At 63.5% G+C, this 23850-nt stretch carries 23 protein-coding genes and 1 pseudogene; 6 read left to right on the top strand and 18 right to left on the bottom strand.

Annotated features, from left to right (window positions below; genetic code table 11):
• Positions 1-92: 92 nt before the first annotated feature.
• From accD to ACCQ08_RS12515, 12 genes are all read right to left on the bottom strand, one after another.
• Complete coding sequence (gene accD, locus ACCQ08_RS12570; RefSeq protein WP_133855407.1) at positions 93-965, bottom strand: acetyl-CoA carboxylase, carboxyltransferase subunit beta; 873 nt, start codon at positions 963-965, stop codon at positions 93-95.
• 60 nt (positions 966-1025) lie between these two features.
• The gene (gene trpA / locus ACCQ08_RS12565; protein WP_312413093.1) at positions 1026-1835 is read right to left on the bottom strand and encodes a tryptophan synthase subunit alpha; all 810 of its coding nucleotides are present in this window, start codon (positions 1833-1835) and stop codon (positions 1026-1028) included.
• A complete protein-coding gene (gene trpB / locus ACCQ08_RS12560; protein WP_373449975.1) occupies positions 1832-3100 on the bottom strand; it encodes a tryptophan synthase subunit beta in 1269 nt (422 codons plus the stop codon). Before trpB ends, trpA begins: the two co-directional genes overlap by 4 nt.
• The gene (locus ACCQ08_RS12555; protein WP_373450041.1) at positions 3093-3815 is read right to left on the bottom strand and encodes a phosphoribosylanthranilate isomerase; all 723 of its coding nucleotides are present in this window, start codon (positions 3813-3815) and stop codon (positions 3093-3095) included. The genes trpB and ACCQ08_RS12555 overlap by 8 nt, the downstream gene beginning before the upstream one ends.
• Positions 3816-3837: 22 nt before the next feature.
• On the bottom strand, positions 3838-4656 hold the full coding sequence (truA, locus tag ACCQ08_RS12550) for a tRNA pseudouridine(38-40) synthase TruA (RefSeq protein WP_313335195.1): 819 nt from the start codon (positions 4654-4656) through the stop codon (positions 3838-3840).
• A 79-nt stretch (positions 4657-4735) separates the two neighbouring features.
• A complete protein-coding gene (locus ACCQ08_RS12545) occupies positions 4736-7480 on the bottom strand; it encodes a FimV/HubP family polar landmark protein (RefSeq protein ID WP_373449974.1) in 2745 nt (914 codons plus the stop codon).
• A 334-nt stretch (positions 7481-7814) separates the two neighbouring features.
• Positions 7815-8927 (bottom strand): aspartate-semialdehyde dehydrogenase, encoded by a 1113-nt coding sequence (gene asd / locus ACCQ08_RS12540; RefSeq protein ID WP_239809180.1) that lies wholly within the window; start codon positions 8925-8927, stop codon positions 7815-7817.
• Positions 8928-9418: 491 nt separating this feature from the next.
• Positions 9419-10486 carry a 3-isopropylmalate dehydrogenase gene (leuB, locus tag ACCQ08_RS12535; protein ID WP_312413107.1) on the bottom strand — a complete coding sequence of 356 codons (1068 nt, stop codon included), beginning with the start codon at positions 10484-10486 and terminating at the stop codon, positions 9419-9421.
• Between the two features lie 79 nt (positions 10487-10565).
• The gene (gene leuD, locus ACCQ08_RS12530) at positions 10566-11228 is read right to left on the bottom strand and encodes a 3-isopropylmalate dehydratase small subunit (RefSeq protein ID WP_116924768.1); all 663 of its coding nucleotides are present in this window, start codon (positions 11226-11228) and stop codon (positions 10566-10568) included.
• Between the two features lie 62 nt (positions 11229-11290).
• The gene (locus ACCQ08_RS12525; protein WP_239809178.1) at positions 11291-11416 is read right to left on the bottom strand and encodes an entericidin A/B family lipoprotein; all 126 of its coding nucleotides are present in this window, start codon (positions 11414-11416) and stop codon (positions 11291-11293) included.
• A 16-nt stretch (positions 11417-11432) separates the two neighbouring features.
• A complete protein-coding gene (leuC, locus tag ACCQ08_RS12520; protein ID WP_239809177.1) occupies positions 11433-12857 on the bottom strand; it encodes a 3-isopropylmalate dehydratase large subunit in 1425 nt (474 codons plus the stop codon).
• A gap of 49 nt (positions 12858-12906) precedes the next feature.
• Positions 12907-13905: a LysR family transcriptional regulator gene (locus ACCQ08_RS12515; protein WP_312527701.1), complete on the bottom strand. Its 999-nt coding sequence runs from the start codon at positions 13903-13905 to the stop codon at positions 12907-12909.
• A gap of 243 nt (positions 13906-14148) precedes the next feature.
• On the opposite strand from ACCQ08_RS12515, the gene ACCQ08_RS12510 reads away from it, so the two are divergent.
• Positions 14149-15138, top strand: coding sequence for a DUF4349 domain-containing protein (locus ACCQ08_RS12510; RefSeq protein ID WP_373449973.1), 990 nt, complete (start codon positions 14149-14151; stop codon positions 15136-15138).
• Between the two features lie 88 nt (positions 15139-15226).
• On the opposite strand, the gene dnaJ is transcribed toward ACCQ08_RS12510, so the two are convergent.
• The 4 genes and pseudogenes from dnaJ to grpE all read right to left on the bottom strand — a co-directional run bounded on the left by dnaJ (position 15227) and on the right by grpE (position 19473).
• Entirely contained in the window at positions 15227-16357 is a 1131-nt protein-coding gene (gene dnaJ, locus ACCQ08_RS12505; protein WP_239809174.1) for a molecular chaperone DnaJ, read from the bottom strand.
• Positions 16358-16381: 24 nt separating this feature from the next.
• Complete coding sequence (locus ACCQ08_RS12500; RefSeq protein ID WP_239809173.1) at positions 16382-16723, bottom strand: hypothetical protein; 342 nt, start codon at positions 16721-16723, stop codon at positions 16382-16384.
• Between the two features lie 173 nt (positions 16724-16896).
• Positions 16897-18834 (bottom strand): annotated as a pseudogene (gene dnaK / locus ACCQ08_RS12495) (molecular chaperone DnaK); the annotation flags it as partial.
• A 102-nt stretch (positions 18835-18936) separates the two neighbouring features.
• Positions 18937-19473 carry a nucleotide exchange factor GrpE gene (gene grpE / locus ACCQ08_RS12490; protein ID WP_239809171.1) on the bottom strand — a complete coding sequence of 179 codons (537 nt, stop codon included), beginning with the start codon at positions 19471-19473 and terminating at the stop codon, positions 18937-18939.
• Positions 19474-19735: 262 nt separating this feature from the next.
• Here grpE and rpsF point away from each other — a divergent pair, with 262 nt between their 5' ends.
• From rpsF to rplI, 4 genes are read left to right on the top strand one after another with little or no spacing between them, the layout of a single operon-like run.
• On the top strand, positions 19736-20110 hold the full coding sequence (gene rpsF, locus ACCQ08_RS12485) for a 30S ribosomal protein S6 (RefSeq protein ID WP_230775490.1): 375 nt from the start codon (positions 19736-19738) through the stop codon (positions 20108-20110).
• Positions 20111-20121: 11 nt separating this feature from the next.
• On the top strand, positions 20122-20418 hold the full coding sequence (gene priB / locus ACCQ08_RS12480) for a primosomal replication protein N (RefSeq protein WP_230775098.1): 297 nt from the start codon (positions 20122-20124) through the stop codon (positions 20416-20418).
• Between the two features lie 11 nt (positions 20419-20429).
• Complete coding sequence (gene rpsR, locus ACCQ08_RS12475; RefSeq protein ID WP_021028346.1) at positions 20430-20711, top strand: 30S ribosomal protein S18; 282 nt, start codon at positions 20430-20432, stop codon at positions 20709-20711.
• Positions 20712-20722: 11 nt separating this feature from the next.
• Entirely contained in the window at positions 20723-21175 is a 453-nt protein-coding gene (rplI, locus tag ACCQ08_RS12470; protein WP_239809169.1) for a 50S ribosomal protein L9, read from the top strand.
• Positions 21176-21179: 4 nt separating this feature from the next.
• Here rplI and ACCQ08_RS12465 read toward each other — a convergent pair whose 3' ends face one another.
• The gene (locus ACCQ08_RS12465) at positions 21180-21332 is read right to left on the bottom strand and encodes a hypothetical protein (protein ID WP_373449972.1); all 153 of its coding nucleotides are present in this window, start codon (positions 21330-21332) and stop codon (positions 21180-21182) included.
• Between the two features lie 11 nt (positions 21333-21343).
• Here ACCQ08_RS12465 and dnaB point away from each other — a divergent pair, with 11 nt between their 5' ends.
• The gene (gene dnaB, locus ACCQ08_RS12460) at positions 21344-22756 is read left to right on the top strand and encodes a replicative DNA helicase (protein ID WP_133855424.1); all 1413 of its coding nucleotides are present in this window, start codon (positions 21344-21346) and stop codon (positions 22754-22756) included.
• Positions 22757-22789: 33 nt separating this feature from the next.
• On the opposite strand, the gene ACCQ08_RS12455 is transcribed toward dnaB, so the two are convergent.
• Positions 22790-23692: a LysR substrate-binding domain-containing protein gene (locus ACCQ08_RS12455; protein ID WP_230775087.1), complete on the bottom strand. Its 903-nt coding sequence runs from the start codon at positions 23690-23692 to the stop codon at positions 22790-22792.
• Between the last annotated feature and the right edge of the window lie 158 nt (positions 23693-23850).

Here is a 23850-nt window from a genome sequence, read left to right as displayed (position 1 = left end):
GGGGGCGCAAGCCCGGACGCGAAAAAACCGCCTAGGGCGGTTTTTTTGTGGGGGTAGCGGCCCTGAGTAGGCCGCTGGGGTATCGGGGCCGATCAGGCCACGGCGTCAGCGGGCAGGCGCTGCAGCATGGCCAGGCTGCTGGCGATGCGGTCGCGCAGCTCGCGGCGGTCAACGATCATGTCCACGCCACCCTTTTGCTGCAGGAACTCGGCGCGCTGGAAGCCTTCGGGCAGCTTCACGCGCACGGTGTTCTCGATCACGCGCGGGCCGGCAAAGCCGATCAGCGCCTTGGGCTCGGCCATGACGATATCGCCCATGAAGGCAAAACCGGCGGACACGCCGCCCATCGTGGGGTCGGTCAGCACGCTGATGTAGGGCAGGCCCTTCTTGGCAAAGCGGGTCAGCGCGGCATTGGTCTTGGCCATCTGCATCAGGCTGAGCAGGCCTTCCTGCATGCGCGCACCACCGGTGGCGGTGAAGCACACAAACGGCACCTTTTGCTCGATGGCGGTTTCGACGCCGCGCACAAAGCGCTCGCCGACGACCGAACCCATCGAGCCGCCCATGAATTCAAACTCGAAGCAGGCGACCACCAGGTTGACGCTCTTGACCGAGCCCCCCATCACCACCAGCGCATCGGTCTCGCCGGTGTTTTCCAGCGCTTCCTTGAGGCGTTCTGGGTACTTGCGGCTGTCCTTGAACTTCAGCGCATCGACGGGCAGCACTTCCTGGCCAATCTCGTAGCGGCCTTCGGCATCCAGAAACTGGTTCAGGCGCGCGCGCGCCGACATGCGGTGGTGGTGGCTGCACTTGGGGCAGACATTGAAGTTGTGCTCCAGGTCGGCCTTGTACAGCACGGCTTCGCAGGCTGGACACTTGATCCACAGACCTTCGGGCATCTGGCGACGCTCGGCCGGGTCGGTGTGCTGGATCTTGGCGGGTAACAGTTTCTCTAGCCAGGACATGGTTGTTTTCCTTTGCTTTCGCACTCGTCGGGCTGCGCACGGCGCAGCCCAGGAGGCGCATTATGCGTCAAGCGCCTTGCGGATGCCACGCAAAAAATCGGAGACCAGCGCCACGACTTTCTCGTGCGGCTGGTTTTCGATCAGCTGGATGATGCGGGTGCCGATCACCACGGCATCGGCCACCTTGCCGATGGCCTGGGCCGTCTGCGCATCGCGAATGCCAAAGCCTACGCCCACAGGGATGTGCACATGCTGGCGGATTTGCGGCAGCATCGCTTCGACGGCGCCGGTATCGAGCGTGCCCGCACCGGTAACGCCCTTGAGCGAGACGTAGTACACATAGCCGCTGGCCACGCGCGCCACTTGCTGCATGCGCTCCGGCGTCGAGGTGGGCGCCAGCAGGAAGATCAGGTCCATGCCATGCGCACGCAGATCGGCCGCAAAGGCTTCGCATTCTTCGGGCGGGTAGTCTACCACCAGCAGGCCATCGACTCCGGCGGCAGCGGCATCGCGCACAAAAGCGCCTTTGCCGTGCACCTGTTCGTAGCGCTCGACCGGGTTGGCATAACCCATCAGCACCACCGGCGTGGTGTTGTCCTTCACGCGGAACTCGGCCACCATCGCCAGCACCTGCTTCATGCCAATGCCCAGTGACAGGGCCTTCTCCCCGGCCTTCTGGATGACGATGCCGTCGGCCATCGGGTCCGAGAAGGGCACGCCCAGCTCGATCACATTGGCGCCTGCATCGACCATGCCATGCATCAGCGCAGGCGTGATGTCGGCAAACGGAAAGCCGGCGGTGACATAAGGAATCAAGGCCTTGCGGCCGGCCAGCTTCAGCTGGTCAAAGGTTGCGGCGATGCGGCTCATTTGGTATAGCTCCCCTTGACGGCCACGCCGCGGCTGGAGGGTTGGGCATAAAAGTCGACGCCCGAGAGATCGGCCACCGTGCCAATGTCCTTGTCGCCCCGGCCCGACAGGCTCACGAGGATGGACTGGTCCTGGCGCATGGTCTTGGCCAGCTTCATCGCATAGGCCACGGCGTGGCTGGATTCCAGCGCCGGGATGATGCCTTCGGTGTGGCACAGGTAGTGGAAGGCATCGAGCGCCTCCTGGTCGGTGATGCCGACATACTGGGCACGGCCGATTTCCTGCAACCAGGCATGCTCGGGGCCGACGCCGGGGTAGTCCAGGCCGGCGCTGATGGAATGGGTTTCGGTGATCTGGCCGTTGTCGTCCTGCAGGATATAGGTGCGGTTGCCATGCAGCACACCGGAAGAGCCGCGCTGCAGCGATGCGGAGTGCTTGCCGCTGTCCAGGCCTTCGCCAGCCGCTTCGACGCCGATCAGGCGCGTGTTCTCATAGGGGATATAGGGGTAGAAGATACCCATGGCATTGCTGCCGCCCCCGACGCAGGCAATCACCGCATCGGGCTGCTCAGCAGCCATGTTCTGCTCCTTGAACAGCGCCGGCATCTGGGTCAGGCACTCGTTGCCGATCACGCTCTGGAAATCGCGCACCATCATCGGGTAGGGGTGGGGGCCGGCTACGGTGCCGATGATGTAGAAGGTGTTGTCCACATTGGCCACCCAGTCGCGCATGGCCTCGTTGAGCGCGTCCTTCAAGGTCTTGTTGCCCGACTCGACCGGCACCACGGTGGCGCCCAGCAGCTTCATGCGGTAGACGTTGGGGCTTTGGCGGCGCACGTCTTCGCTGCCCATGTAGACCACGCATTCGAGGCCATAGCGGGCGCAGATGGTGGCAGTGGCCACACCGTGCTGGCCGGCGCCGGTCTCGGCAATGATGCGCGGCTTGCCCATGCGCTTGGCCAGCATGGCCTGACCGATCACATTGTTGATCTTGTGGGCGCCGGTGTGGTTGAGGTCCTCGCGCTTGAGGTAGATCTGCGCGCCACCCATCTCGCGCGACATGCGCGCAGCGTGGTAGACGGGCGAGGGGCGGCCGACATAGTGGGCCAGCTCGTACTGGAATTCGCGCAGGAACTCCGGATCGTTCTGGTACTTGTCATAGGCCTCGCGCAGCTCGACCAGGGCGTGGGTCAGGGTTTCGCTGGCAAAGCTGCCGCCATAGGGGCCGAAATGGCCCGCAGTATCGGGTTGCTGGTATTCAAACATGGAAGGGATTCTTGGCAAGTAGTGTGTCAGCGGCACGCACGGCTGCGACAAACTGTTGGATTTTTTCGGCGTCCTTGGTGCCCTTGATGGCCTTGCCATCGGCACCGGTCCTCTCAACGCCGGAACTCACATCCACCGCGAGCGAGAGGCAGCGCGGTCTGACTTGCACAATGCCATCGGTCACGTTTGCAGGCGTGAGTCCACCAGACAAAACGAGATGAGAGGCTACGTTTGTTGGAAGCAGTGACCAATTGAATGCTTTGCCGCCACCGCCGAACCCCTCGACATGGGCGTCGAGCAGGATGGCCTTAGCGTGTGAATATTGATGGGCATATTCTACGAGGTCGAACTGCACCGCAGCGTCGCCAAGGGGTATGCGTGCGGCGCGCAAAAAGCTGCGCTCGCCGCCGCCGGTCGATGCCAGGCATTGCTCTGGGGTTTCATCGCCATGGAACTGCGCGATCGCGCCGGGCACCTTGCCACAGGCGGCCATCACCTGGGCAGGCGGTTCATTGACAAACAGCAGCACCGGCGTCACAAAGGCCGGCAGGCGGCGCGCCAGCTCGGCGGCGCGCTCGGCGGTCACGGCCCGGGGGCTGGCGGGGTAGAGCACAAAGCCGATCGCATCGGCCCCGGCGGCCACGGCCGCGTCCACGTCCTGTTCATGCGTCAGGCCACAGATCTTGATGCGGGTGCGGCCCGCAGTTGCTTGCATCGCAGTCAATGGAACTCCTTGTTCAGGCAAACCAGTCAAAAGAAATGGCCTCGGTGGGCAGGCCCCAGTGCGCATCGTACTGGGGGCCCAGAAAGTACAGGCCGTCGGGCGAGAAGGTGGGGGCGGCGGTCTCGCGGCTGCGGGCCTGCAGCACCTCCTGCATCCATTCCGGCGGCTTGGTGCCCTGGCCAATCACGACCAGGCAGCCCATGATGTTGCGGATCATGTGGTGCAGAAAGGCGCTGCCCTGGAAGTCAAAGCGCCAGTAGCACGAAGGCACGCCGTCGCGGGAGGCACTGGGGCGTTGGGCGCTGCGGCCAATGTGGATCGCGTACAAGGTCTTGACCGGCGACTTGGCCTGGCAGCCGGCAGCGCGAAACGACGAGAAATCATGCTCGCCCAGCAGGTACTGCACCGCGCGCTCCATGGCCTGCAGGTCGAGCGGCTGGAACACCCAGCCGACCCGGCCAGCCTCGACGCTGGGGCGCACCGGCGACTGCAGCAAGGCATAGCCATAGCGGCGCGATGTGGCACAGGCCCGGCTGTGAAACGCGTCCGGCACGGTCCGCGCCCACTGGACGGCGATGTCCTTGGGCAGAAAGGTGTTGGTGCCGCGCACCCAGGAGGCCTCGGTGCGCTCCACAGGGGCATCGAAATGCACCACCTGCATGAGGCCGTGCACACCGGCATCGGTGCGGCCTGCGCAAATGGTGGAGATGGGGGAGGCGGCAAAGCGGCTCAGCGCCGCTTCAAGATGGTCTTGGACAGTGTTGCCGCTGGGCTGGCTTTGCCAGCCCTGGTAGGCCTGTCCGTTATAGGTGATGCCCAGGGCGATTCGCATGGCGCCATCATAAAGCGGCTGGCGCACCCGGCCATGAAAAAGCCCCGCAGAGCGGGGCTTGCCGGAGAGGGCCTGCCGCTCAGCGGCTTTGGTCCAGCAGGCGCTGGGCCTGGGCCTTGACCGTGGCGCTGGACGATTCAGCCATGACTTCCTCGGCCAGCGAACGGGCGCCTTCCTTGTCACCGATGGCCAGGAATTCCTGGGCCAGGGTCAGCTTGGTGGCCAGCGGGTCGCTGTCATCGATCTCCAGACCGGCCATGTCATCGGCCAAGGTGACCGGATGCGTATGGTCTGGCTCGCCGGAGCCGGGCAGATCCAGCGACAGTGAGGTCATGTCGAAGTCCATCGTCGGCATGCTCTTGTCGCTGATGGGCATCTGCGCGGTGCTCTGGCTGTCGAAGTCGCTCAGCTGGAAGTCCAGTGCGCCGGGCTGGGTCTCCAGACTCTGGGCGGCGCTGTGGCTTGCGCTGGGCGACAGCTCCGACGGAATGCTCAGCGCTTCGGCCAGCTGGCGGTCAAAGTCTTCCATCGACAGCGCGGGCTTGCCAGCGGCAGGCGCCAATGCCTCGAAGGCCAGACCGGCATCGGCTGCAGGCGCTGCAACCGGGGCTGCAGGTGCCGCCGCCTGGAACTGAGGGGCCGCATCCGGGGTTTCGGTCAGCTGGCTGCTCATCGCGAAATCCAGACCGGTGGACGGGCTGAATGCGCTGGCAGGGCTGCTGGACGGTGCGATCGCAGTGGGTGGCAGCGTGTTCTCGAACGGGATCGGTTCGGCGCGTGCAGCAGCGGCAGCGGCGGCCAGTGCGGCAGGCGTGGCGATCTCGGTAGCAGACGGCACCGCAGCGGTGTTGTTCTGGTAGACCGGGTTGGCGGCGTCCAGCTCCTGGCCGAGCGCGGCAATGCGCAGCCAGTCAGGGCCGGCGCCACCCGTGATCTGGCGGGCATCCTTGGCAATGCTCTCCAGCGCCAGGCGGTCCTTGCGCTTGGCATAGATCTCGGCCAGCTTTGCATGCAGGGCGCTGCGGGTCGGGCTGGTGCGCAGCGCTTCCTTGAGGATTTCCTCGGCCTGCAGATCACGGCCATAGGCCAGATAGACATCGGCCTCGGCCACCGGGTCCACATCGCCAGCGTCGAGCTGGCTGGGCGTGTAGGCGAGCGAGGAGTTGCCGGTGGTCATCGCGCTTACCGAGGTGTCGATGTGCTGGCCGCCGCTGGCGCCAAAGAACGAGTCCTGGGCCAGGCTGCTCTCGAGCACGGAATCGGTGGCCGCATGGACCCCTTCCTTGCGCTTTTTGTTGCGGTACCACAGGCCGCCCAGCAGCGCCAGGATGGCCAGGCCGCCCGCTGCTGGCAGCAGCGGGTTGTCCAGCAGCTCATCGACAAAGCTGGGCTCTTCGACGGGCGCAGGTGCTGGTGCAGGCGCGGGCTTGGGGACAGGGGCAGGAGCCGGTGCAGGCGCTGCAGAGTCGCTGGCAGCCGCAGCAGGCGCGGGCGCGGTGGCTGCTGGGGTGGCAGGTGCTGCCGGTGCTCCCGGTGCAGGCGCGGATGCAGCAGGGGCCGGAGCCGCAGGCGTGGCAGCAGGCGCTGCAGCCGCAGCGGTCGTGCCCGCAGCAGGGACAGTCGCCGTACCGGCGGGCTTGCTGTCTGCGGGCGCAGCAGCGGATGCCCCGGCGGCGGCAGAGCCTGCAGCGGCTTGCTTGAGCTTGTTGAGCTCCTCGATGTTCTTGTTCAGCTCGGAGGTGCGCTCCTGGGCGGCATTGGCCTGCTGGGCACTGGCAACGCTCGCTTCTGCGGACTTGGTGCCCTTGGCGGCTTCCTTGCTGAGCTTGAGCTGGTCCGGTGCCACGCTCTGGGGCTTCTTGTCGTCGACCGAGGCTTCCACCTTGCCGCTGGCGGCACGGGTATCGGTGGCGACATGGGCCGGTGCTGCCTTGGCGGCGAGCTGGCTGCGGTAGCTGTTGAAATCGCGGCTTTGTGCGGCCACCATCTGGCGTGCCTGGCGTGGCGAGACGGCGCGGGCCTGTTCGGCCGATGGCATCGTCAGGGTTACGCCGGCCTTCATGCGGTTGACGTTGCCGCCAACAAAGGCATGGGGGTTGCTTTGGACCACCGCAATCAGCATCTGGTCCAGCGAGATATCGGCGGGCTTGTTCTGGGCCGCAATGCGACCTAGCGTGTCACCCCGCTGGGTGCGCACGGAGTCGCCGCCGGCATTGTTGCTGGCGGTGGCAGGAACATTGGCGCGCGCCGGGGCCGCAGGGCGCGGTGCGGCGGCGGTGCGTGCGGCCGCCGCAGGCGCTGGCGTGGCAGAGGCCAGCGGCTCCTCGATCACCCGCACGGGAGGCGTGGGCGGGCGGGCAGCTGGCGCGGCGGCAGCGCTGAGCTGCGGGGCCACGGTGACGGCTGGTTCAGACTTGCGCAGGTTGGGTGGATCGAACAGCATCGTGTAGCTGCGCACCACCTGGCCGGAGTTCCAGTTGGCGTCGATCACATAGTCGACAAAGGGGTCGTTGACGGGGCGCTGGGTAGTCAGCACGATGACGGCCGTGCCATTGGCGCGGCGCTGCAGCTGGGCGCGCACGGCGCTGGCGGTGCCTGAGTAGTCCATGCCCTGGGTGCGGAACACGGCCGACGAGGCCGTCTTGACCTGCAAGGTGTCGGCCTCGGCGTCCGTGATCTGCGGCACTTCGATTTCCGCGCGCAGCGGTTCGCCCAGTGCAGATTTCACATTGATCTTGCCCAGCGCGAGTGCTGATGCTTCCCCTGTGTACAGGCCAAAGGCTGCCATGGCGGCGGCAAGCGCAGTGATTTTCCAGCGATGCATAGTGCTATTTGATTGAATAGTAGAAGCGTGCGGGGTTGTTTTTGTACCCATGAGAAAGCCCTCCCCCTAAGACGCGAAATCGGTAATTATCAGTAAAAAGAACCTTAACAGTAATGTCTTGGGGTGACAAGTTAAGGAGCGGGCTTGCCTTTTGATAGGCAGCCTGGGCTGGCCCCGGCCTGCATGAATGTTGTGCTGGAGCAACTTTTCAGAGGGCGGCGCCTGCACACCCCGATCCCTGGGTCTTAAGCCAGACCACCAGAAAAAACACCTTCCGGCTGCATCGGGCAGATCCGGAAGGTGTGGTGTGGGTTGGCGGGGAATCAGCCGGCCATCAAGCGGCGAGCAGGATGCGCAGCATGCGGCGCAGGGGCTCGGCAGCGCCCCAGAGCAGCTGGTCGCCGATCACAAAGGCCGACAGGTACTCGGGGCCCATGTTCAGCTTGCGCACACGGCCGACAGCGACTTCCAGGCCGCCGGTCACGGCTGCGGGGGTCAGCTCCTTGACCGTCACGGCACGCTCGTTGGGCACCCATTTGACCCAGTCGTTGCCGCCCTTGATCAGCGCTTCGATCTCGGCGAGCGGCAGGTCCTTGTTCAGCTTCAGGGTCAGCGCCAGGCTGTGGCAGCGCATCGCGCCAATGCGCACGCACAGGCCATCGACGGGGATCGTGGCATCGGTGCCCAGGATCTTGTTGACCTCGGCCTGGCCCTTCCACTCTTCCTTGGACTGGCCGTTGTCGAGCTGGGCATCGATCCAGGGAATCAGGCCGCCGGCCAATGGTGCGCCGAAGAATTCGGTGGGCACATCGCTGCGGATGGTCTGCGCGACCTTGCGGTCGATGTCCAGAATGGCCGAAGCGGGCGTGGCCAGCTCATCGGCCACGGCGGCATGCACGACGCCCATGCCCTTGAGCAGCTCGCGCATGTGGTTGGCACCGCCGCCCGACGCGGCCTGGTAGGTCATCGACGAGACCCATTCAACCAGACCGGCGTTGAACAGGCCCGACAGGCCCATCAGCAAGATGGAGTTGGTGCAGTTGCCGCCGATCCAGTTCTTGCCGCCTGCGGCCAGCTTGCGCTGGATCAGTGCGTCATTGACAGGGTCCAGCACGATGACGGCGTCGTCTTGCATGCGCAGCGACGAGGCGGCATCGATCCAGTGGCCGTTCCAGCCGGCAGCGCGGATCTTGGGGAAGACTTCCTTGGTGTAGTCGCCGCCTTGGCAGGTGATGATGATGTCGCACTTGGACAGCTCGGCGATGTCATTGGCATCCTTGAGCTGGGTGTGCACGGTGGCCATCGCCGGTGCCTTGCCACCGGCGTTGGAGGTCGAGAAAAACACCGGCTCGATCAGCGCGAAGTCACCCTCGGCCTGCATGCGGTCCATCAACACCGAGCCGACCATGCCGCGCCAGCCCACCAAACCTACCAATTGCTTGCTCATAAAACGCCCTTGTCTACCTAAACGAAAGGAAATGCCACGGGGGCTGAGGGCCTGGCTCGTCGGCCAGTTGGAGGCGCACGACGAACCAGGCTGGATCAGCCGGTAATCTTCGTGGTGGTTGTGAATGTGTATGCGCGCGCAGCCATACCCGCCTCAATGGGGGTGATGGTGTTCAGCCAAGAAATAGGGCGGTGCGCAGACATGGGAAGCTATTCTAGCGTCAATTTTTAAAACCTGTGCAAGAAATTTTATAAATTTCGAGTGCTGGCGCATCGAAGCGCATGCATATATGACGTTAAAAACTATTTTTCGACCATTTATGGTTTTTTAATTCGTCGAAATGACCAAAGTCGAAAGCGAGCCGTGCTTCTGTCGTCGTTTTGTTGCTGAATCGGGGCAGGGGTTTGCGCGGTGGATGCGGATCGTTCTTGCGCCGGCGCAAAAAAGCGACCCGCAGGTCGCTGTCAGAGACGCAAGCTGAAGACCGCTGCTTACAGCGCGGCCACCACGGCATCGCCCATCTGCTGGGTGCCGACCTTGGTCGTGCCTTCGCTGTAGATGTCGGGCGTGCGCAGGCCCTGGGCCAGCACCTTTTGCACAGCGGCCTCGATCTTCTGGGCAGCGGCTTCCTGGCCCAGGCTGAAGCGCAGCATCATCGCGGCCGACAGGATGGTGGCCAGCGGGTTGGCGACGCCCTTGCCGGCGATGTCCGGTGCCGAGCCGTGGCTGGGCTCATACAGGCCTTGCTTCTTGTCGTTGAGGCTGGCCGAGGGCAGCATGCCGATCGAGCCGGTCAGCATCGAGGCTTCGTCGCTCAGGATGTCACCAAACATATTGCCGGTGACGACGACGTCGAAACGCTTGGGTTCCTTGACCAGCTGCATCGCGGCGTTGTCGACATACATGTGGTCCAACTGCACATCGGGGTACTGCTTGCCCACTTCGGTCATCACGTCCTTCCACAGCTGGAAGGTCTCCAGCACATTGGCCTTGTCGACGCTGGTCACGCGCTTGCTGCGCTTTTGCGCGGCCTGGAAGGCCACATGGCCGATGCGCTCGATCTCGGGGCGGGTGTAGCGCATCGTGTCGAACGCTTCTTCGGCGCCGGGGAAGTGGCCGTCCGGTGCGCTGCGGCGGCCGCGTGGCTGGCCGAAGTAGATGTCGCCCGTCAGCTCGCGGATGATCAGGATATCGAGGCCGGACACCAGCTCAGGCTTCAGGCTGGAGGCGTGGGTCAGTTCCTTGTAGCAGATCGCGGGGCGGAAGTTGGCAAACAGGCCCAGTGCCTTGCGCAGGCCCAGAATCGCTTGCTCGGGGCGCAGTGCGCGCTCCAGCGTGTCGTACTTCCAGTCGCCCACGGCGCCAAACAGGATGGCGTCCGATGCCTGGGCCAGCTCCAGCGTGGCAGGTGGCAGCGGGTGGCCGGAGGCCTCGTAGGCGGCGCCACCGACGGGTGCGCTTTGCAGGTGCAGGTCCAGCTTCAGGGCGTCGAGCACCTTGACGGCTTCTGCAACGATTTCTGGACCAATGCCGTCTCCGGGCAATACAGCGATTTTCATGGTTTTTTCTCAGTCAGGATGGCAGGGCCGCGCCCGGTGGGGCGCAGCGGGGATGGCGGTGAGCCGCCTCTCGCGGCGCTCAGGCCTTGGCTTGCACCAGGCTGTGCGCCAGCCAAGGCTTGGTCGCGAGGCGGTTGGCTTCATAGGCCTGGATCTTGTCCTTGTGGCGCAGGGTCAGGCCAATGTCGTCAAAGCCGTTGAGCAGGCAGTACTTGCGGAAGGCGATCACATCGAAGGGGATGGTTTCGCCGCCGGGACGCAGGATGACCTGCTGGTCCAGGTCGATGGTCAGGCTGTAGCCGGGGTGCACTGCGACTTCGTTGAACAGCATGTCGATCGTGGCCTCGGGCAGCACAATGGGCAGCAGGCCGTTCTTGAAGCAGTTGTTGAAGAAGATGTCGGCAAAGCTGGGCGCCAGAATGGCGCGGAAGCCGAACTGGTCCAGCGCCCAGGGGGCGTGCTCACGGCTGGAGCCGCAGCCAAAGTTCTTGCGGGCGATCAGGATGCTGGCACCCTGGTAGCGCTGCTGGTTGAGCACGAAGTCCGGGTTGGGCTTGCGCGCGGACTCGGGCACGCCGGGCTGGCCGGGCTGGTCCAGATAGCGCCATTCGTCGAAGGCGTTGACGCCAAAGCCGGTCTTCTTGATCGACTTGAGAAACTGCTTGGGAATGATGGCGTCGGTGTCGACGTTCTCGCGGTCCATGGGTGCCACGAGGCCGGTGTGGATGGTGAATTTCTGCATGTTCTAGCCTTTGGGCTGCTCGCATTCATGGACTGAGCGCGGGCAGCGGTATGAGTGATGGTTTAGCGTGCTGCGCGAGAGATGGCGTTGCCCGCCCCCTGCACATCCTGGCCAATGCCGTGGACGGTGTTGCAGCCCGACAGCAGCGCGGCGAGCACGATGGTGATGAAGGCAAAACGGGTTTTCATCGCAGGGCTCCTGGGGTCATGCAAAACGGCGGATATCCACAAAGTGGCCGTGCACCGCAGCGGCTGCAGCCATCGCGGGGCTGACCAGATGGGTGCGGCCACCGGCGCCCTGGCGGCCTTCGAAGTTGCGGTTGCTGGTCGATGCACAGCGCTCGCCGGGCTCCAGGCGGTCGGCGTTCATCGCCAGGCACATCGAGCAACCGGGCTCGCGCCACTCAAAACCGGCGGCGGTGAAGATCTGGTCCAGGCCTTCGGCCTCGGCCTGGGCCTTGACCAGGCCCGATCCGGGAACCACCATCGCGAGCTTCACATTCTTGGCCACTTTCTGGCCCAGCTTCTTGATGACGGCTGCGGCTTCGCGCATGTCCTCGATGCGGCTGTTGGTGCAGCTGCCGATGAACACCTTGTCGACGAAGATGTCGTTGATCGGCTTGCCTGGCTCCAGGTTCATATAGGTCAGTGCCCGCTCGATGGCGCCGCGCTTGTTCGGGTCCTTTTCCTTGTCTGGATCGGGCACGGTCGCATCGACGCCCAGCACCATCTCGGGGCTGGTGCCCCAGGTGACCTGGGGAACAATGTCTTCGGCGCGCAAGGTGACCACGGTGTCGAACTTGGCATCGACATCGGAGTGCAAGGTCTTCCAGTAGCTGACGGCCTGGTCCCATTCCACGCCGGTGGGCGCCAGCGGGCGGCCCTTGACGTAGTCGATGGTCTTGCTGTCCACGGCCACGAGGCCGGCGCGGGCACCAGCTTCAATCGCCATGTTGCAGACCGTCATGCGGCCTTCGATGGACAGGTCACGGATGGCCGAGCCGGCGAACTCGATCGTGTAGCCGGTGCCGCCTGCGGTGCCGATGCGACCGATGATGGCCAGCACAATGTCCTTGGCGGTCACGCCGGGGGCGACCTTGCCATCGACCTTGATCAGCATGTTCTTGGCCTTTTTGGCCAGCAGGGTCTGGGTGGCCATCACGTGCTCGACCTCGGAGGTGCCGATGCCGTGGGCCAGCGCGCCGAAGGCGCCATGGGTGCTGGTGTGGCTGTCGCCGCAGACGACGGTCATGCCGGGCAGGGTGGCGCCTTGCTCGGGCCCCATCACGTGGACGATGCCCTGGCCCTTGTCCATGAACGGGAAGAAGGCGGCTGCGCCGAATTCGCCGATGTTGTCGTTCAAGGTGACGATCTGCTCCTTGCTGATCGGGTCCTCGATGCCGTCATAGCCGCGCTCCCAGCCGGTGGTGGGGGTGTTGTGGTCGGCGGTGGCGACCACGGAGCTGACACGCCAGAGCTTGCGGCCCGCCATGCGCAGCCCTTCGAACGCCTGGGGGCTGGTGACTTCGTGCACCAGATGGCGGTCGATATACAGCACGGCGGTGCCATCCTCTTCGGTGTGGATGGTGTGCTCGTCAAAAATCTTGTCGTAGAGGGTGCGTCCGGTCATCGTGGTTCTCTTTGGGTCAAGGGTCTCATCAAGGGGCTAATACGAAATATCAGAGATGGGCAAAGGTCTGCAGGTGTGCGGCCATGTCGGCGTCCTGCTGCTCGGCGGCCTGGGTCGCGTCGGCGGGCCGGGGGCTCAGGTGCTCGACCAGCAGGCGGGCAGTCACCGGCAGCGCCTCAAAATCGCGGGCCATCAGGCGCAGCTCGCGGTGCGCCCAGGCGTCGGCCAGGCGGATGCCGCGCAGGTTGCCCACGCCGTGCATCAATGCAAAGGCGCGGTCCGGCAGCAGGCCTATGCCCAGGCCGTTGTCGATCATGCGGCACATGGCATCCAGGCTGGTGACCTGGATGCGCTGGCGCAGTGGCCGGCGCAGCTGGGCCGATGCCGTGCGCATTGCCTGGCTGATGCTGCTGCCCGATTGCAGGCCGACGATGTCCCACTCCAGCGCTTCTTCAAAGCTGATCGTGTTGCGCTGGGCCAGCGCATGGTCCAGTGGTACGACCAGCATCAGGTGGTCGCTGCGGTAGGGGCGCGACTGCAGATCAAGCTCGGCGGTGTTGGCGACGGCATCGGGGTTGCAGATGCCCAGATCGGCCGTGCCTTCGTGCACGGCCTGGATCACCTGCGCGCTCAGGTGCTCCTGCAGGTCGATCTTGATCTGGCTGTGTGCGCGCGCAAAGCGGCCCAGGTCCTCTGGCAGAAACTGCACAATCGCGGAAATATTGGCATGGATGCGCACATGGCCGCGCACGCCATCGGCGTACTCACTCAGCTCGCCTTGCATGCGCTCCAGCCCGAACAGCACATTGCGGGCATGGTGCAGCAGGCTCTCTCCGGCCGGCGTCAAGGTGACGCCACGGCTGTGGCGGTACAGCAGCTGGGTGTCGACGGCCGTTTCCAGGTCCGACAGCCGCTTGCTGACAGCCGACGCTGCAATGAACTCCCGCTCCGCCGCCCGGCCAATGCTGCCCAGCTCGCACACCGCCACAAACAGCTGGAGCGAGGTCAGGTCAATGCGGCGCGCAAAACTGCGCTCTGAGCTTTTCATGGCGGGGAGGTATCGTGTTTTTAGAAATCAGCAGCCATTTTATAGGCAAATAGCGCAACTGGTATCGCGAATGACGATGGCTGATGTGTCATTTGCATGAAAACGTAGCCAGGCCCCCAACCAGGATTTTTCGCCAGCTGGCGCGGAAGATGTTCGTTTTTGTAAAGCCTTGACCCCATTCGGCAGGCCTACAGCGATTGAGCAGACATCGCAAGCAGCGATGCTCTAGAAACGGAATGACCGATGTTTTCTCGCTCCCCTTCTTCTGGCCTGTTCAATGCGCGTTCTGGTGGCCTGGCGGCCATTGCCATCGCGGTGGCCGCCTTGCTGGCCGGCTGCTCGCCAGATGCCGGGCAGAGCGCGCCGCCCGCTGAAGTGCAGCTGGCGGCGCCGGCTGCACCTGCACCGGCAGCGCCGATGGCAGCGCGCTCCATGGCCAAGATGGCGAGCATGGAGACCGCGCCCGCCGCCGATAGGGCCATGGGGCAGGGCGGTGCGGCCGCGCCCAGCGCGCGCTTTTTGGCGATCAGCCACCGCATCCAGGTGGAGACGCCTGCTGCCGATCTGGCGGGGTTGTGGGAAGAGGTCAAGGCGCGCTGCGAGCGGCTGGACTGCTATGTCGAGGGCTCGCAACTGCGGCGCGAAACCCCGCAGTCGGCCGCCGAGGCCATGCTGGCGATGCGGGTCAGCCCCCAGGATTTTGCCGCGCTGACCTCGTCGCTGGGCGCCGGCGCCCGGGTGCTCAACCACCAGACCACGACCGAGGACAAGACCTATGAAGTCGTGGATGTAGAGGCGCAGATCAAGAACCGCACCGAATACCGGGACAGCCTGCGCGCGCTGATGCTGGAGAAGAATGTCAAACGCAGCCTGCAGGATCTGATGGCCATCCGCGATACGCTCTCGCAGGTGCAGGCCGAGATCGATGCGGCCAACACCCACCGTGCGCTGCTGCAGCGCGATACGGCCAAGCAGTTCGTGCAGATGCGGTTCCAGCCCGCACGCGCCATCGTCAGTGGCACCTACAGCCCCTGGCAGCAAACCTGGCAACGCAGCTGGGATGGCCTGACGCGCAGCGTGCAGTCACTGATTCTGACTGCCGCGCAAGCGCTGCCCTGGTTGCTGGCGCTGGCCCTGGTGGTGCTGCTGCCGCTGCGCTTCGCCATCCGGCGCTGGATGCGCCGCAGCGCTGCCCGGGCGCAGGCTGCAAACCAGGCAGCAACCCAGGACTAAGAAGCGCAGCGGCCATGAAAAAAGCACCAGCCATGCTGGTGCTTGGCACAAGAGACGCCGCATCGGAGAGACGCGGCGTTTTGCTTGATCAGGTGAACAGGTTCTTCAGGCGGTCGGCCCAGGACTGGTTATTGGGCGTGTGCTTGGCGCCGCCCTTTTTCAGCGACTCATCGAGCTCCTTGAGCAGCTTGCGCTGGTGCTCGGTGAGCTTGACGGGCGTCTCGACGACGATGTGCACATACAAGTCACCGGGGTAGCTGGCGCGCACGCCCTTGATGCCCTTGCCGCGCAGGCGGAACTGCTTGCCGGTCTGGGTGCCCTCGGGGATGTCGATCGCAGCCTTGCCGCTCAAGGTGGGCACTTCAATCTCGCCGCCCAAGGCGGCAGTGACCATGCTGACGGGCACCTCGCAGTGCAGGTCATCACCATCGCGCTCGAACACCTCGTGCTTGCGCACGCGGATCTCGATGTACAGGTCGCCGGGCGGGCCGCCATTCTGGCCGGGTTCGCCATCGCCGGTCGAGCGGATGCGCATGCCGTCGTCGATACCGGCGGGGATGCTCACTTCCAAGGTCTTTTGCGACTTGGTGCGGCCCTGGCCGTGGCAGCTGGTGCAAGGCTCAGGAATGATCTTGCCGGTGCCTCGGCAGTGCGGGCAGGTTTGCTGCACCGCGAAAAAGCCCTGGCGCATCTGCACCTGGCCGCTGCCGTGGCAGGTGCTGCAGGTCTTGACCTGGGTGCCGGGCTTGGCGCCGCTGCCGTGGCAGGTGTCGCACTCGTCCCACGAAGGAATCTTGATCTGGGCGTTCTTGCCCGCTGCCGCCTCTTCAAGGCTGATGTCCATCGCGTAGGACAGGTCGTTGCCCCGGTAGACCTGGGGGCCTCCACCACCACGGCGCCCGCCGCCGAACATTTCGCCAAAGATGTCGCCAAACGATTCGGCAAAACCACCAAAGCCCTCGCCGCCCATGCCCGAACGCATGTTGGGGTCGACACCGGCGTGCCCGTACTGGTCGTAGGCACTGCGCTTCTGGCTGTCGGAGAGCATTTCGTAGGCTTCTTTGCACTCCTTGAACTTTTCCTCCGCTTCCTTGGCCTTGTCGCCCTGGTTGCGGTCGGGGTGGTATTTCATGGCCATCTTGCGGTAGGCCGTCTTGATGTCGACTTCCGTGGCGGATTTGCTCACGCCGAGGACTTCGTAGTAATCGCGTTTGGACATGGTGTTCTTCAATTCTGTGGGTAATTAACCAGCGGCGTTCAGGTACGCCCGGGCATGTGTGCCCACAAAGCTGCGGCCGGGATTGTCGCCGTCAATCCATTGCTGCGGTGGAAATAGCTCAAACAACCCCACCTTGAACAGCGTGGGGATCGCCATCTTCAGCTCTGCTTCGACGGCACCGCGCTCGCCGGCATTGTAGAGAGCGATGTTGTAGAGCATCGTGGCCACGGTGCCGGTCTGCACCCGGCTGCCGTCCTTGAGCGTGACGGCGGGCAGGTCTGCCGCGCCATCGGTGATCTTCTGGTTGACACGGCTGAGCTCTGCAACATGCAGTGCGTCGGTCGCAGGTGCTGTGGTAGATGTCATCGTGTGCCTTTGGATGCTTGCATGAATGAGAGACGGGGTCTGCGTTGACCCGGCCGCGGTTGCGGGCGGCCGGGGAAAGAGCGAAGCTGCAGAAAAGCCATGCCGGAGTGCGGCGATGCGAACTCCGGCATGGGTGCTTGGCAGCGGCTGGCTCCAGGCCCGTCTGAAGGCGTTTAGTCCTTCTTCACTTCCTTGACTTCGGCATCGACGACATTGTCATCGGCTGCCGCAGCACCGGCTGCGCCACCCGCTGCTGCACCGGCGGCGCCCGCCTGTGCGGCCTGGGCGTCGGCATACACCTTCTCGCCCAGCTTCTGGCTGGCGGTCATCAAGGCCGTGGTCTTGGCTTCGATGGCGTCCTTGTCCTCGGTCTTCAGCGCTTCTTCCAGCGCCTGCACTGCGGTGTCGATGGCCGACTTCTCAGCGGCATCGAGCTTGTCGCCATGCTCGCCCAGGCTCTTCTTGACGCTGTGCACGGCAGCTTCGCCCTGGTTGCGCGCCTGCACCAGCTCCAGCTTCTTCTTGTCGTCGGCCGCGTTCAGCTCGGCGTCCTTGACCATCTTCTGGATCTCGTCCTCGGACAGACCGGAGCTGGCCTTGATGGTGATCTTGTTTTCCTTGCCGGTGCCCTTGTCCTTGGCAGAAACGTTCAAGATACCGTTGGCATCGATGTCGAAGGTCACCTCGATCTGTGGCGTGCCACGGGGTGCAGCAGGGATGCCTTCGAGGTTGAACTCACCCAGCAGCTTGTTGGCGCTGGCGATTTCACGCTCACCCTGGAACACCTTGATGGTCACCGCAGGCTGGTTGTCCTCGGCGGTCGAGTAGGTCTGCGCGAACTTGGTCGGGATCGTCGTGTTCTTTGTGATCATCTTGGTCATCACGCCGCCCAGGGTTTCGATACCCAGGGACAGTGGCGTCACGTCCAGCAGCAGCACGTCGGAACGGTCACCGCCCAGCACCTGGCCCTGCACGGCAGCGCCCACGGCCACGGCTTCGTCAGGGTTCACGTCCTTGCGGGGATCCTTGCCGAAGAATTCTTTGACCTTCTCCTGCACCTTGGGCATACGGCTCATGCCGCCCACCAGGATCACGTCGTCGATATCGGACACAGCGATGCCAGCGTCCTTGATCGCGGTGCGGCAAGGGGCGATGGTGCGCTCGATCAGCTCGTCCACCAGGCTTTCGAGCTTGGCGCGGGTGAGCTTGATGTTCAGGTGCTTGGGACCCGACGCGTCAGCAGTGATGTAGGGCAGGTTGATGTCGGTCGCCGCCGAGCTCGACAGCTCGATCTTGGCCTTTTCAGCCGCTTCCTTCAGGCGCTGCAGGGCCAGCACGTCCTTGGACAGGTCCACGCCTTGCTCTTTCTTGAACTCGGCAATGATGTATTCGATCACGCGTTGGTCGAAGTCTTCGCCGCCCAGGAAGGTGTCGCCATTGGTCGACAGCACTTCGAACTGCTTTTCGCCGTCCACATCGGCAATTTCGATGATGGACACGTCAAAGGTACCGCCGCCCAGGTCATACACGGCGATCTTGCGGTCACCCTTGCCGCCCTTGTCCAGGCCGAAGGCCAGGGCTGCAGCGGTAGGCTCGTTGATGATGCGCTTGACTTCCAGACCGGCGATGCGGCCAGCGTCCTTGGTGGCCTGGCGCTGTGCGTCGTTGAAGTACGCAGGCACGGTGATCACAGCTTCGGTGACGGGCTCGCCCAGGAAGTCCTCGGCGGTCTTCTTCATCTTACGCAGCACTTCTGCGGAGATCTGTGGCGGGGCCAGCTTCTGGTCGCGCACTTGTACCCAGGCGTCGCCGTTGTCGGCCTTGACGATCTGGAACGGCATCAGGTCGATGTCCTTTTGCACTTCCTTCTCGTCGAATTTGCGGCCGATCAGACGCTTGGCAGCGTAAATCGTGTTCTTGGGGTTGGTGACGGCCTGGCGCTTGGCAGAAGCGCCCACCAGGATTTCACCGTCTTCCTGGTATGCAACGATCGACGGCGTGGTGCGTGCACCTTCGCTGTTTTCGATCACACGGGTGGTGTTGCCTTCCATCACGGCCACGCAGCTGTTGGTCGTGCCCAAATCAATACCGATAATCTTTCCCATTTCTCTACTCCTGTATTCTTGAGGCGGCGTTGCGCCCTAATTGACTGTTATTTGTGGCTTTTTTGGTGTTGTTCAAGTGCGCAACGCAAAAAAGCCGGGAGGTGCGTTTTATTGTGGTGCGGCAACGGTCACCAGGGCCGGACGCAGCACGCGCTCGGCAATGGCATACCCCTTTTGCAGCACCGCCACCACGGTGTTGGGATCCTGGGCCGCGGGGACGGCAGAGATCGCCTGGTGGTGGTGGGGGTCGAACTTGTCGCCGGCCGCCGGGTTGATGGCAACCACCTTGTTGCGTTCCAGCGCGGAGACGAGCTGGCGCAAGGTGGCATCCGAGCCTTCGCGCAGTTGCTCGGGGCTGGCATTCTGGATCGCCAATGCGGCGTCCAGGCTGTCGATCACCGGCAACAGGCTTTCGGCAAAGCTTTCAACGCCGAACTTGCGGGCCTTGGCCACTTCATCATCGGCGCGGCGGCGGGCGTTCTCGACTTCGGCCTTGGCGCGCAGGTACTGGTCGGCCAGTTCGGCATTCTTGGCCTTCAACTCCGCCAGCTCTGCTTCCAGTTGCGACTGGTTGGCAGCGGCAGCGGCTTCCAGCTCTTCGGCGGACATGGGATTTTGGCCTTCGGGGTGGAGCTTGTCTGACATGGTGCTGTTCGTATTTCGTTAACAAAAAGGACTCTTGTGGCCGCACCTGGGGGCATTTCCTTGCTTTTCAAGGGGCTTATTTGCGGTTTGGGCCGGAGCCCTCGCTCCCGGGTGCTTTGGTGGCTGCCGGGGCCCGTGTTTATAAACCATGTTTGACGGTTTTTGAATTGGTTTGTATAATCCCTGGTTTCCCTTGCCACACCGTGCTGCGTTCTTTGCGAAAAGGTGCACTAGCGGGTGGCGCAATCCACAAGGAGTTTGCATGCGTCACTATGAGATCGTGCTGCTGATCCACCCCGATCAGAGCGAACAAGTTCCAGCTATGCTGGAGCGTTACAAAGGCATGATTACCGCCGGCGGCGGTAAGATCCACCGCGTTGAAGACTGGGGCCGCCGTCAACTGGCCTACATGATCAACAAGCTGGCCAAGGCCCACTATCTGTGCCTGAATATCGAAGCCGACCAGGCTGTGATGGCTGAACTGGAACACGCGTTCAAGTTCAACGACGCTGTGCTGCGCCAACTGACTGTGCAGAAGAAGAAGGCTGAAACCGCTCCTTCCGCCATGATGAAGACCGTGGAACGCGAAGAAGCGCGCAAGGCCAACCAGGCTGAGCACGCCGCTGCAGAGCGTTAATCACACAGGAGGTGGAGAACCGCGTACTTGTCACCGCCGTCATCGCTGAAATCAAGATTTTGCGATACACGCCGGCCGGGCTACCTGCTGTAGATGTCGTGCTGGAGCACCGCTCCACCCAGACCGAAGCAGCCCAACCCCGACAAGTCAATGCCGTGCTCAAGGCGGTTGCCTTTGGTGCACTGGCAGAGCGAATCGCTCGGCAGGCTGTAGGGAGCACCTGGACATTCCAGGGTTTTCTGGCCACGCCGCGCAACAGCAAATCGCTGGTTCTGCACATCCAGGATATTCAACAAGATACTTATTGAGAGGTCCGAAAATGGCCACGTTCAAGAAATTCAACAAAGACAAGCGCCCAAAGCGCAACACCCAGTCGCTGCTGTTCAAGCGCAAGCGTTTCTGCCGCTTCACCGTGGCTGGCGTCGAAGAAATCGACTACAAGGATGTCGACACCCTGCGTGACTTCGTTGCTGAAAACGGCAAGATCATCCCAGCACGTCTGACCGGCACCCGTGCCATCTACCAACGTCAGTTGAACACTGCCATCAAGCGCGCTCGCTTCCTGGCCATGGTTCCTTACTCTGACCAACACAAGATCTAAGGAGCACGAACATGCAAATCATTCTGCTCGACAAGGTCGTGAACCTGGGCAACCTGGGTGAAATCGTCAAGGTCAAGGACGGCTACGCACGTAACTTCCTGATCCCTTCGGGCCGCGCACGCCGCGCTACCGAAGCTGCCAAGGCTGAGTTCGAAGCCAAGCGCGCTGAGCTGGAAAAGGCTGCTGCTGAGAAGCTGGCTGCTGCACAAGCCCAAGGCGAGAAGCTGGCCGGCCAGACCGTGAAGCTGACCCAAAAGGCAGGTGTCGATGGCCGTCTGTTCGGCTCCGTCACCAACCACGACATCGCTGATGAACTGGGCAAGATGGGCTTCCAAGTGGTCAAGTCGCAAGTGCGTCTGCCTAACGGTCCTATCAAGACCGTGAGCGAGACCGCTGTGGAAGTGGCTCTGCACACCGACGTGGTGGTGGAAGTGACCGTGTCCGTCTACGGCGAACACGTGTAATTTCTCACGCTTTGCGTTGGAAGCCGCCTTCGGGCGGCTTTTTCGTTCCCGGCCGCAGCGTCTCGCCGGGATGCGGGTTTTGCGCGCCGCTGCCAGCCTTGCGCGGCATCTGCGCTATTCTTGTGGATTGCTGGCTGCCAAGCTGGTGTTTGCTCATTTGGATTCCCCATGTCAGAGACCTTTCCTCCCCTGGATGACGCTGCCTTCATCACCCCCGACAAGCAGGTGGCACAGCTGCGCATACCGCCGCATTCGATCGAATCGGAGTCCAGCGTGCTCGGTGGCCTGCTGCTGGACAACAATGCCTGGGACCGCGTCGGCGATGTGCTGGCCGAGGACAACTTCTACCGCCATGAGCACAAGCTGATCTTTGCGGCGATGGCCAGCATGATCAATGCCGGCAAGCCCGCCGATGTGATCACGGTCTATGAGCACCTGCAAAGCATCGGCAAGGCCGAGGAAGTGGGCGGGCTGGCCTACCTGAACCAGCTGGCCCAGTATGTGCCCAGCGCCACCAATATCCGCCGCTATGGCGAGATCGTGCGCGAGCGCTCGATTCTGCGCAAGCTGGTCACCGCCAGCGACGAGATCGCCACCAATGCCTTCAACCAGCAGGGCAAGACGGTGGACCGCATTCTGGACGAAGCCGAGCAGAAGATCTTTGCCATCGGCGAAGAAGGCTCGCGCATGAAGCAGGGCTTCCAGTCGCTGGACAACCTGGTCGTGGACTTGCTCGACCGGGTGCAGGAGATGGCGGACAACCCGGTCGACGTGACGGGTGTGCCCACCGGCTTTGCCGACCTGGACCGCATGACCAGTGGCCTGCAGGCCGGTGACCTGGTGGTGCTGGCCGCGCGCCCTTCGATGGGCAAGACCTCGTTTGCGGTGAACATTGCCGAGCATGTGGCGCTCAACGAAGGCCTGCCGGTGGCCATCTTCTCGATGGAAATGGGCGCCGCCCAATTGGCGGTGCGTATCGTGGGCTCGATCGGCCGGGTGAACCAGGGCAATCTGCGTACCGGCAAGCTGACCGATGAAGAGTGGCCGCGGCTGTCCGAGGCCATCGAGCGGCTGCGCACCGTCTCGCTGCACATCGATGAGACCCCGGGCCTGACGCCGTCGGAGCTGCGTGCCAACTCGCGCCGCCTGGCCCGCCAGTGCGGCAAGCTCGGCCTGATCGTCGTCGACTACCTGCAGCTGATGAGTGGCTCGGGCTCCGCGGCCAGCTCGGACAACCGGGCGACCGAGCTGGGCGAAATCTCGCGGGGTTTGAAGATGCTGGCCAAGGAGCTGCAATGCCCGGTGATTGCGCTGTCGCAGCTCAACCGCTCGGTGGAGCAGCGCACCGACAAGCGCCCGATGATGTCCGACTTGCGGGAATCGGGCGCCATCGAACAGGACGCGGACATCATCATGTTCATCTACCGCGACGACTACTACAACAAAGAGAGCAACGAGCCCAATGTGGCCGAGGTCATCATCGGCAAGCAGCGTAACGGCCCGACTGGCACGGTCAAGCTGTTCTTCCAGAAGAACCAGACCCGCTTTGAAAACCTGGCGGTGGGCGGCGACGACTATTGATGCCGGTCAGGGCCGGGCAGGCTGGCGCAGCGCTCAGTCCTGCTGCCCCTGGCTTTGCTGGATCACCCACTGCTCGAAGGCCTGCAGCGCCGGCGAAGGCTCGCGGTAGGTCGGGTAGCTGAACCAGTAGCTCTGCGTGCCCGGCAAGGTCTGGGTATGGGCGGGAATCACCTGGCCGGCGTCCAGCGCGGTTTGCACCAGCACCTCAGGCACCAGGCCCACGCCCAGGCCAGCGGCAGCGGCCATGATGACCATCGAGAACAGCTCATAGCGCGGACCGCGCGAGGCCTGTACCGAGTAATCCCAGCCCAGGCCGCTGTACCAGTCGCGCCAGGCGGCGGGGCGGCTTTCCAGGCCGATGTGCACCAGTTGCTGCCAGTCCTCCTGCGTGGCCAGCGCATGCTGCGCCGCAAAGGCGGGGCTGCAGATGGGGATGCAGGCACCATCGCGTGCAATGCGCTGGCCCTGGGTCTTGGACCAGAGGCCGTCGCCCGAGTAGATGGCGCCGTCAAAGCCGCTTTCCTCGAACGCAAACGGCTCGGAGCGCACCGACAGGTGGACGTGGATGTCCGGGTGCTGCTGCGCAAAGGCCGGCAGGCGCGGCACCAGCCACTGCGTGGCAAAGCTGGAGACGACGGCCAGGTGGATCGCATAGCCTTGTGCGCGGCTGTTGGCGATCTCTTGCGTATCGCGCTCCAGACCATTGAGGTGCACGCGCACGCGCTGCGCATATCGTTTACCCGCATCCGTCAGCATGACGCGGCGTTTGTGGCGCACAAAAAGCGGCACGCCCAGCCGGTCCTCCAGCGCCGCCACATGGCGGCTGACGGCACTGGCGGTCAACGCTAACTCATTGGCAGCGCGGGAGAAATTGCCGTGCCGGGCCGAGGCTTCAAAAGCCATCAACAGGCCGATATTGGGAATCGCGTTGCGCATGGATGGAGACTTTGTTCAAAAAACGCACTATGTCTCACCATTTTCTCATTTTGTTGTTCCTGATAGTTCACATAGTATTTTTAAGTTCGGCACTTCAGCCCCGCGCGCCGTGCCTGCTGACTGCCGCATGCCCCGATGTGCAGCCCTGTCACCGGCGG

Source organism: Comamonas sp. SY3 (assembly GCF_041730275.1).
In the GTDB taxonomy this organism is placed as follows: Bacteria; Pseudomonadota; Gammaproteobacteria; order Burkholderiales; family Burkholderiaceae_C; genus Comamonas; species Comamonas sediminis.
Note: the sequence above shows the minus strand (reverse complement) of the source record. Positions and strands in the feature narration are given on the sequence as shown.

Bases quoted from the DNA above. Each gene is read 5' to 3' on its own strand.
- accD (WP_133855407.1), bottom strand. From the start codon at position 965: ATGTCCTGGCTAGAGAAACTGTTACCCGCCAAGATCCAGCACACCGAC.
- trpA (WP_312413093.1), bottom strand. From the start codon at position 1,835: ATGAGCCGCATCGCCGCAACCTTTGACCAGCTGAAGCTGGCCGGCCGC.
- trpB (WP_373449975.1), bottom strand. From the start codon at position 3,100: ATGTTTGAATACCAGCAACCCGATACTGCGGGCCATTTCGGCCCCTAT.
- ACCQ08_RS12555 (WP_373450041.1), bottom strand. From the start codon at position 3,815: ATGCAAGCAACTGCGGGCCGCACCCGCATCAAGATCTGTGGCCTGACG.
- truA (WP_313335195.1), bottom strand. From the start codon at position 4,656: ATGCGAATCGCCCTGGGCATCACCTATAACGGACAGGCCTACCAGGGC.
- ACCQ08_RS12545 (WP_373449974.1), bottom strand. From the start codon at position 7,480: ATGCATCGCTGGAAAATCACTGCGCTTGCCGCCGCCATGGCAGCCTTT.
- asd (WP_239809180.1), bottom strand. From the start codon at position 8,927: ATGAGCAAGCAATTGGTAGGTTTGGTGGGCTGGCGCGGCATGGTCGGC.
- leuB (WP_312413107.1), bottom strand. From the start codon at position 10,486: ATGAAAATCGCTGTATTGCCCGGAGACGGCATTGGTCCAGAAATCGTT.
- leuD (WP_116924768.1), bottom strand. From the start codon at position 11,228: ATGCAGAAATTCACCATCCACACCGGCCTCGTGGCACCCATGGACCGC.
- ACCQ08_RS12525 (WP_239809178.1), bottom strand. From the start codon at position 11,416: ATGAAAACCCGTTTTGCCTTCATCACCATCGTGCTCGCCGCGCTGCTG.
- leuC (WP_239809177.1), bottom strand. From the start codon at position 12,857: ATGACCGGACGCACCCTCTACGACAAGATTTTTGACGAGCACACCATC.
- ACCQ08_RS12515 (WP_312527701.1), bottom strand. From the start codon at position 13,905: ATGAAAAGCTCAGAGCGCAGTTTTGCGCGCCGCATTGACCTGACCTCG.
- ACCQ08_RS12510 (WP_373449973.1), top strand. From the start codon at position 14,149: ATGTTTTCTCGCTCCCCTTCTTCTGGCCTGTTCAATGCGCGTTCTGGT.
- dnaJ (WP_239809174.1), bottom strand. From the start codon at position 16,357: ATGTCCAAACGCGATTACTACGAAGTCCTCGGCGTGAGCAAATCCGCC.
- ACCQ08_RS12500 (WP_239809173.1), bottom strand. From the start codon at position 16,723: ATGACATCTACCACAGCACCTGCGACCGACGCACTGCATGTTGCAGAG.
- grpE (WP_239809171.1), bottom strand. From the start codon at position 19,473: ATGTCAGACAAGCTCCACCCCGAAGGCCAAAATCCCATGTCCGCCGAA.
- rpsF (WP_230775490.1), top strand. From the start codon at position 19,736: ATGCGTCACTATGAGATCGTGCTGCTGATCCACCCCGATCAGAGCGAA.
- rpsR (WP_021028346.1), top strand. From the start codon at position 20,430: ATGGCCACGTTCAAGAAATTCAACAAAGACAAGCGCCCAAAGCGCAAC.
- rplI (WP_239809169.1), top strand. From the start codon at position 20,723: ATGCAAATCATTCTGCTCGACAAGGTCGTGAACCTGGGCAACCTGGGT.
- ACCQ08_RS12465 (WP_373449972.1), bottom strand. From the start codon at position 21,332: ATGAGCAAACACCAGCTTGGCAGCCAGCAATCCACAAGAATAGCGCAG.
- dnaB (WP_133855424.1), top strand. From the start codon at position 21,344: ATGTCAGAGACCTTTCCTCCCCTGGATGACGCTGCCTTCATCACCCCC.
- ACCQ08_RS12455 (WP_230775087.1), bottom strand. From the start codon at position 23,692: ATGCGCAACGCGATTCCCAATATCGGCCTGTTGATGGCTTTTGAAGCC.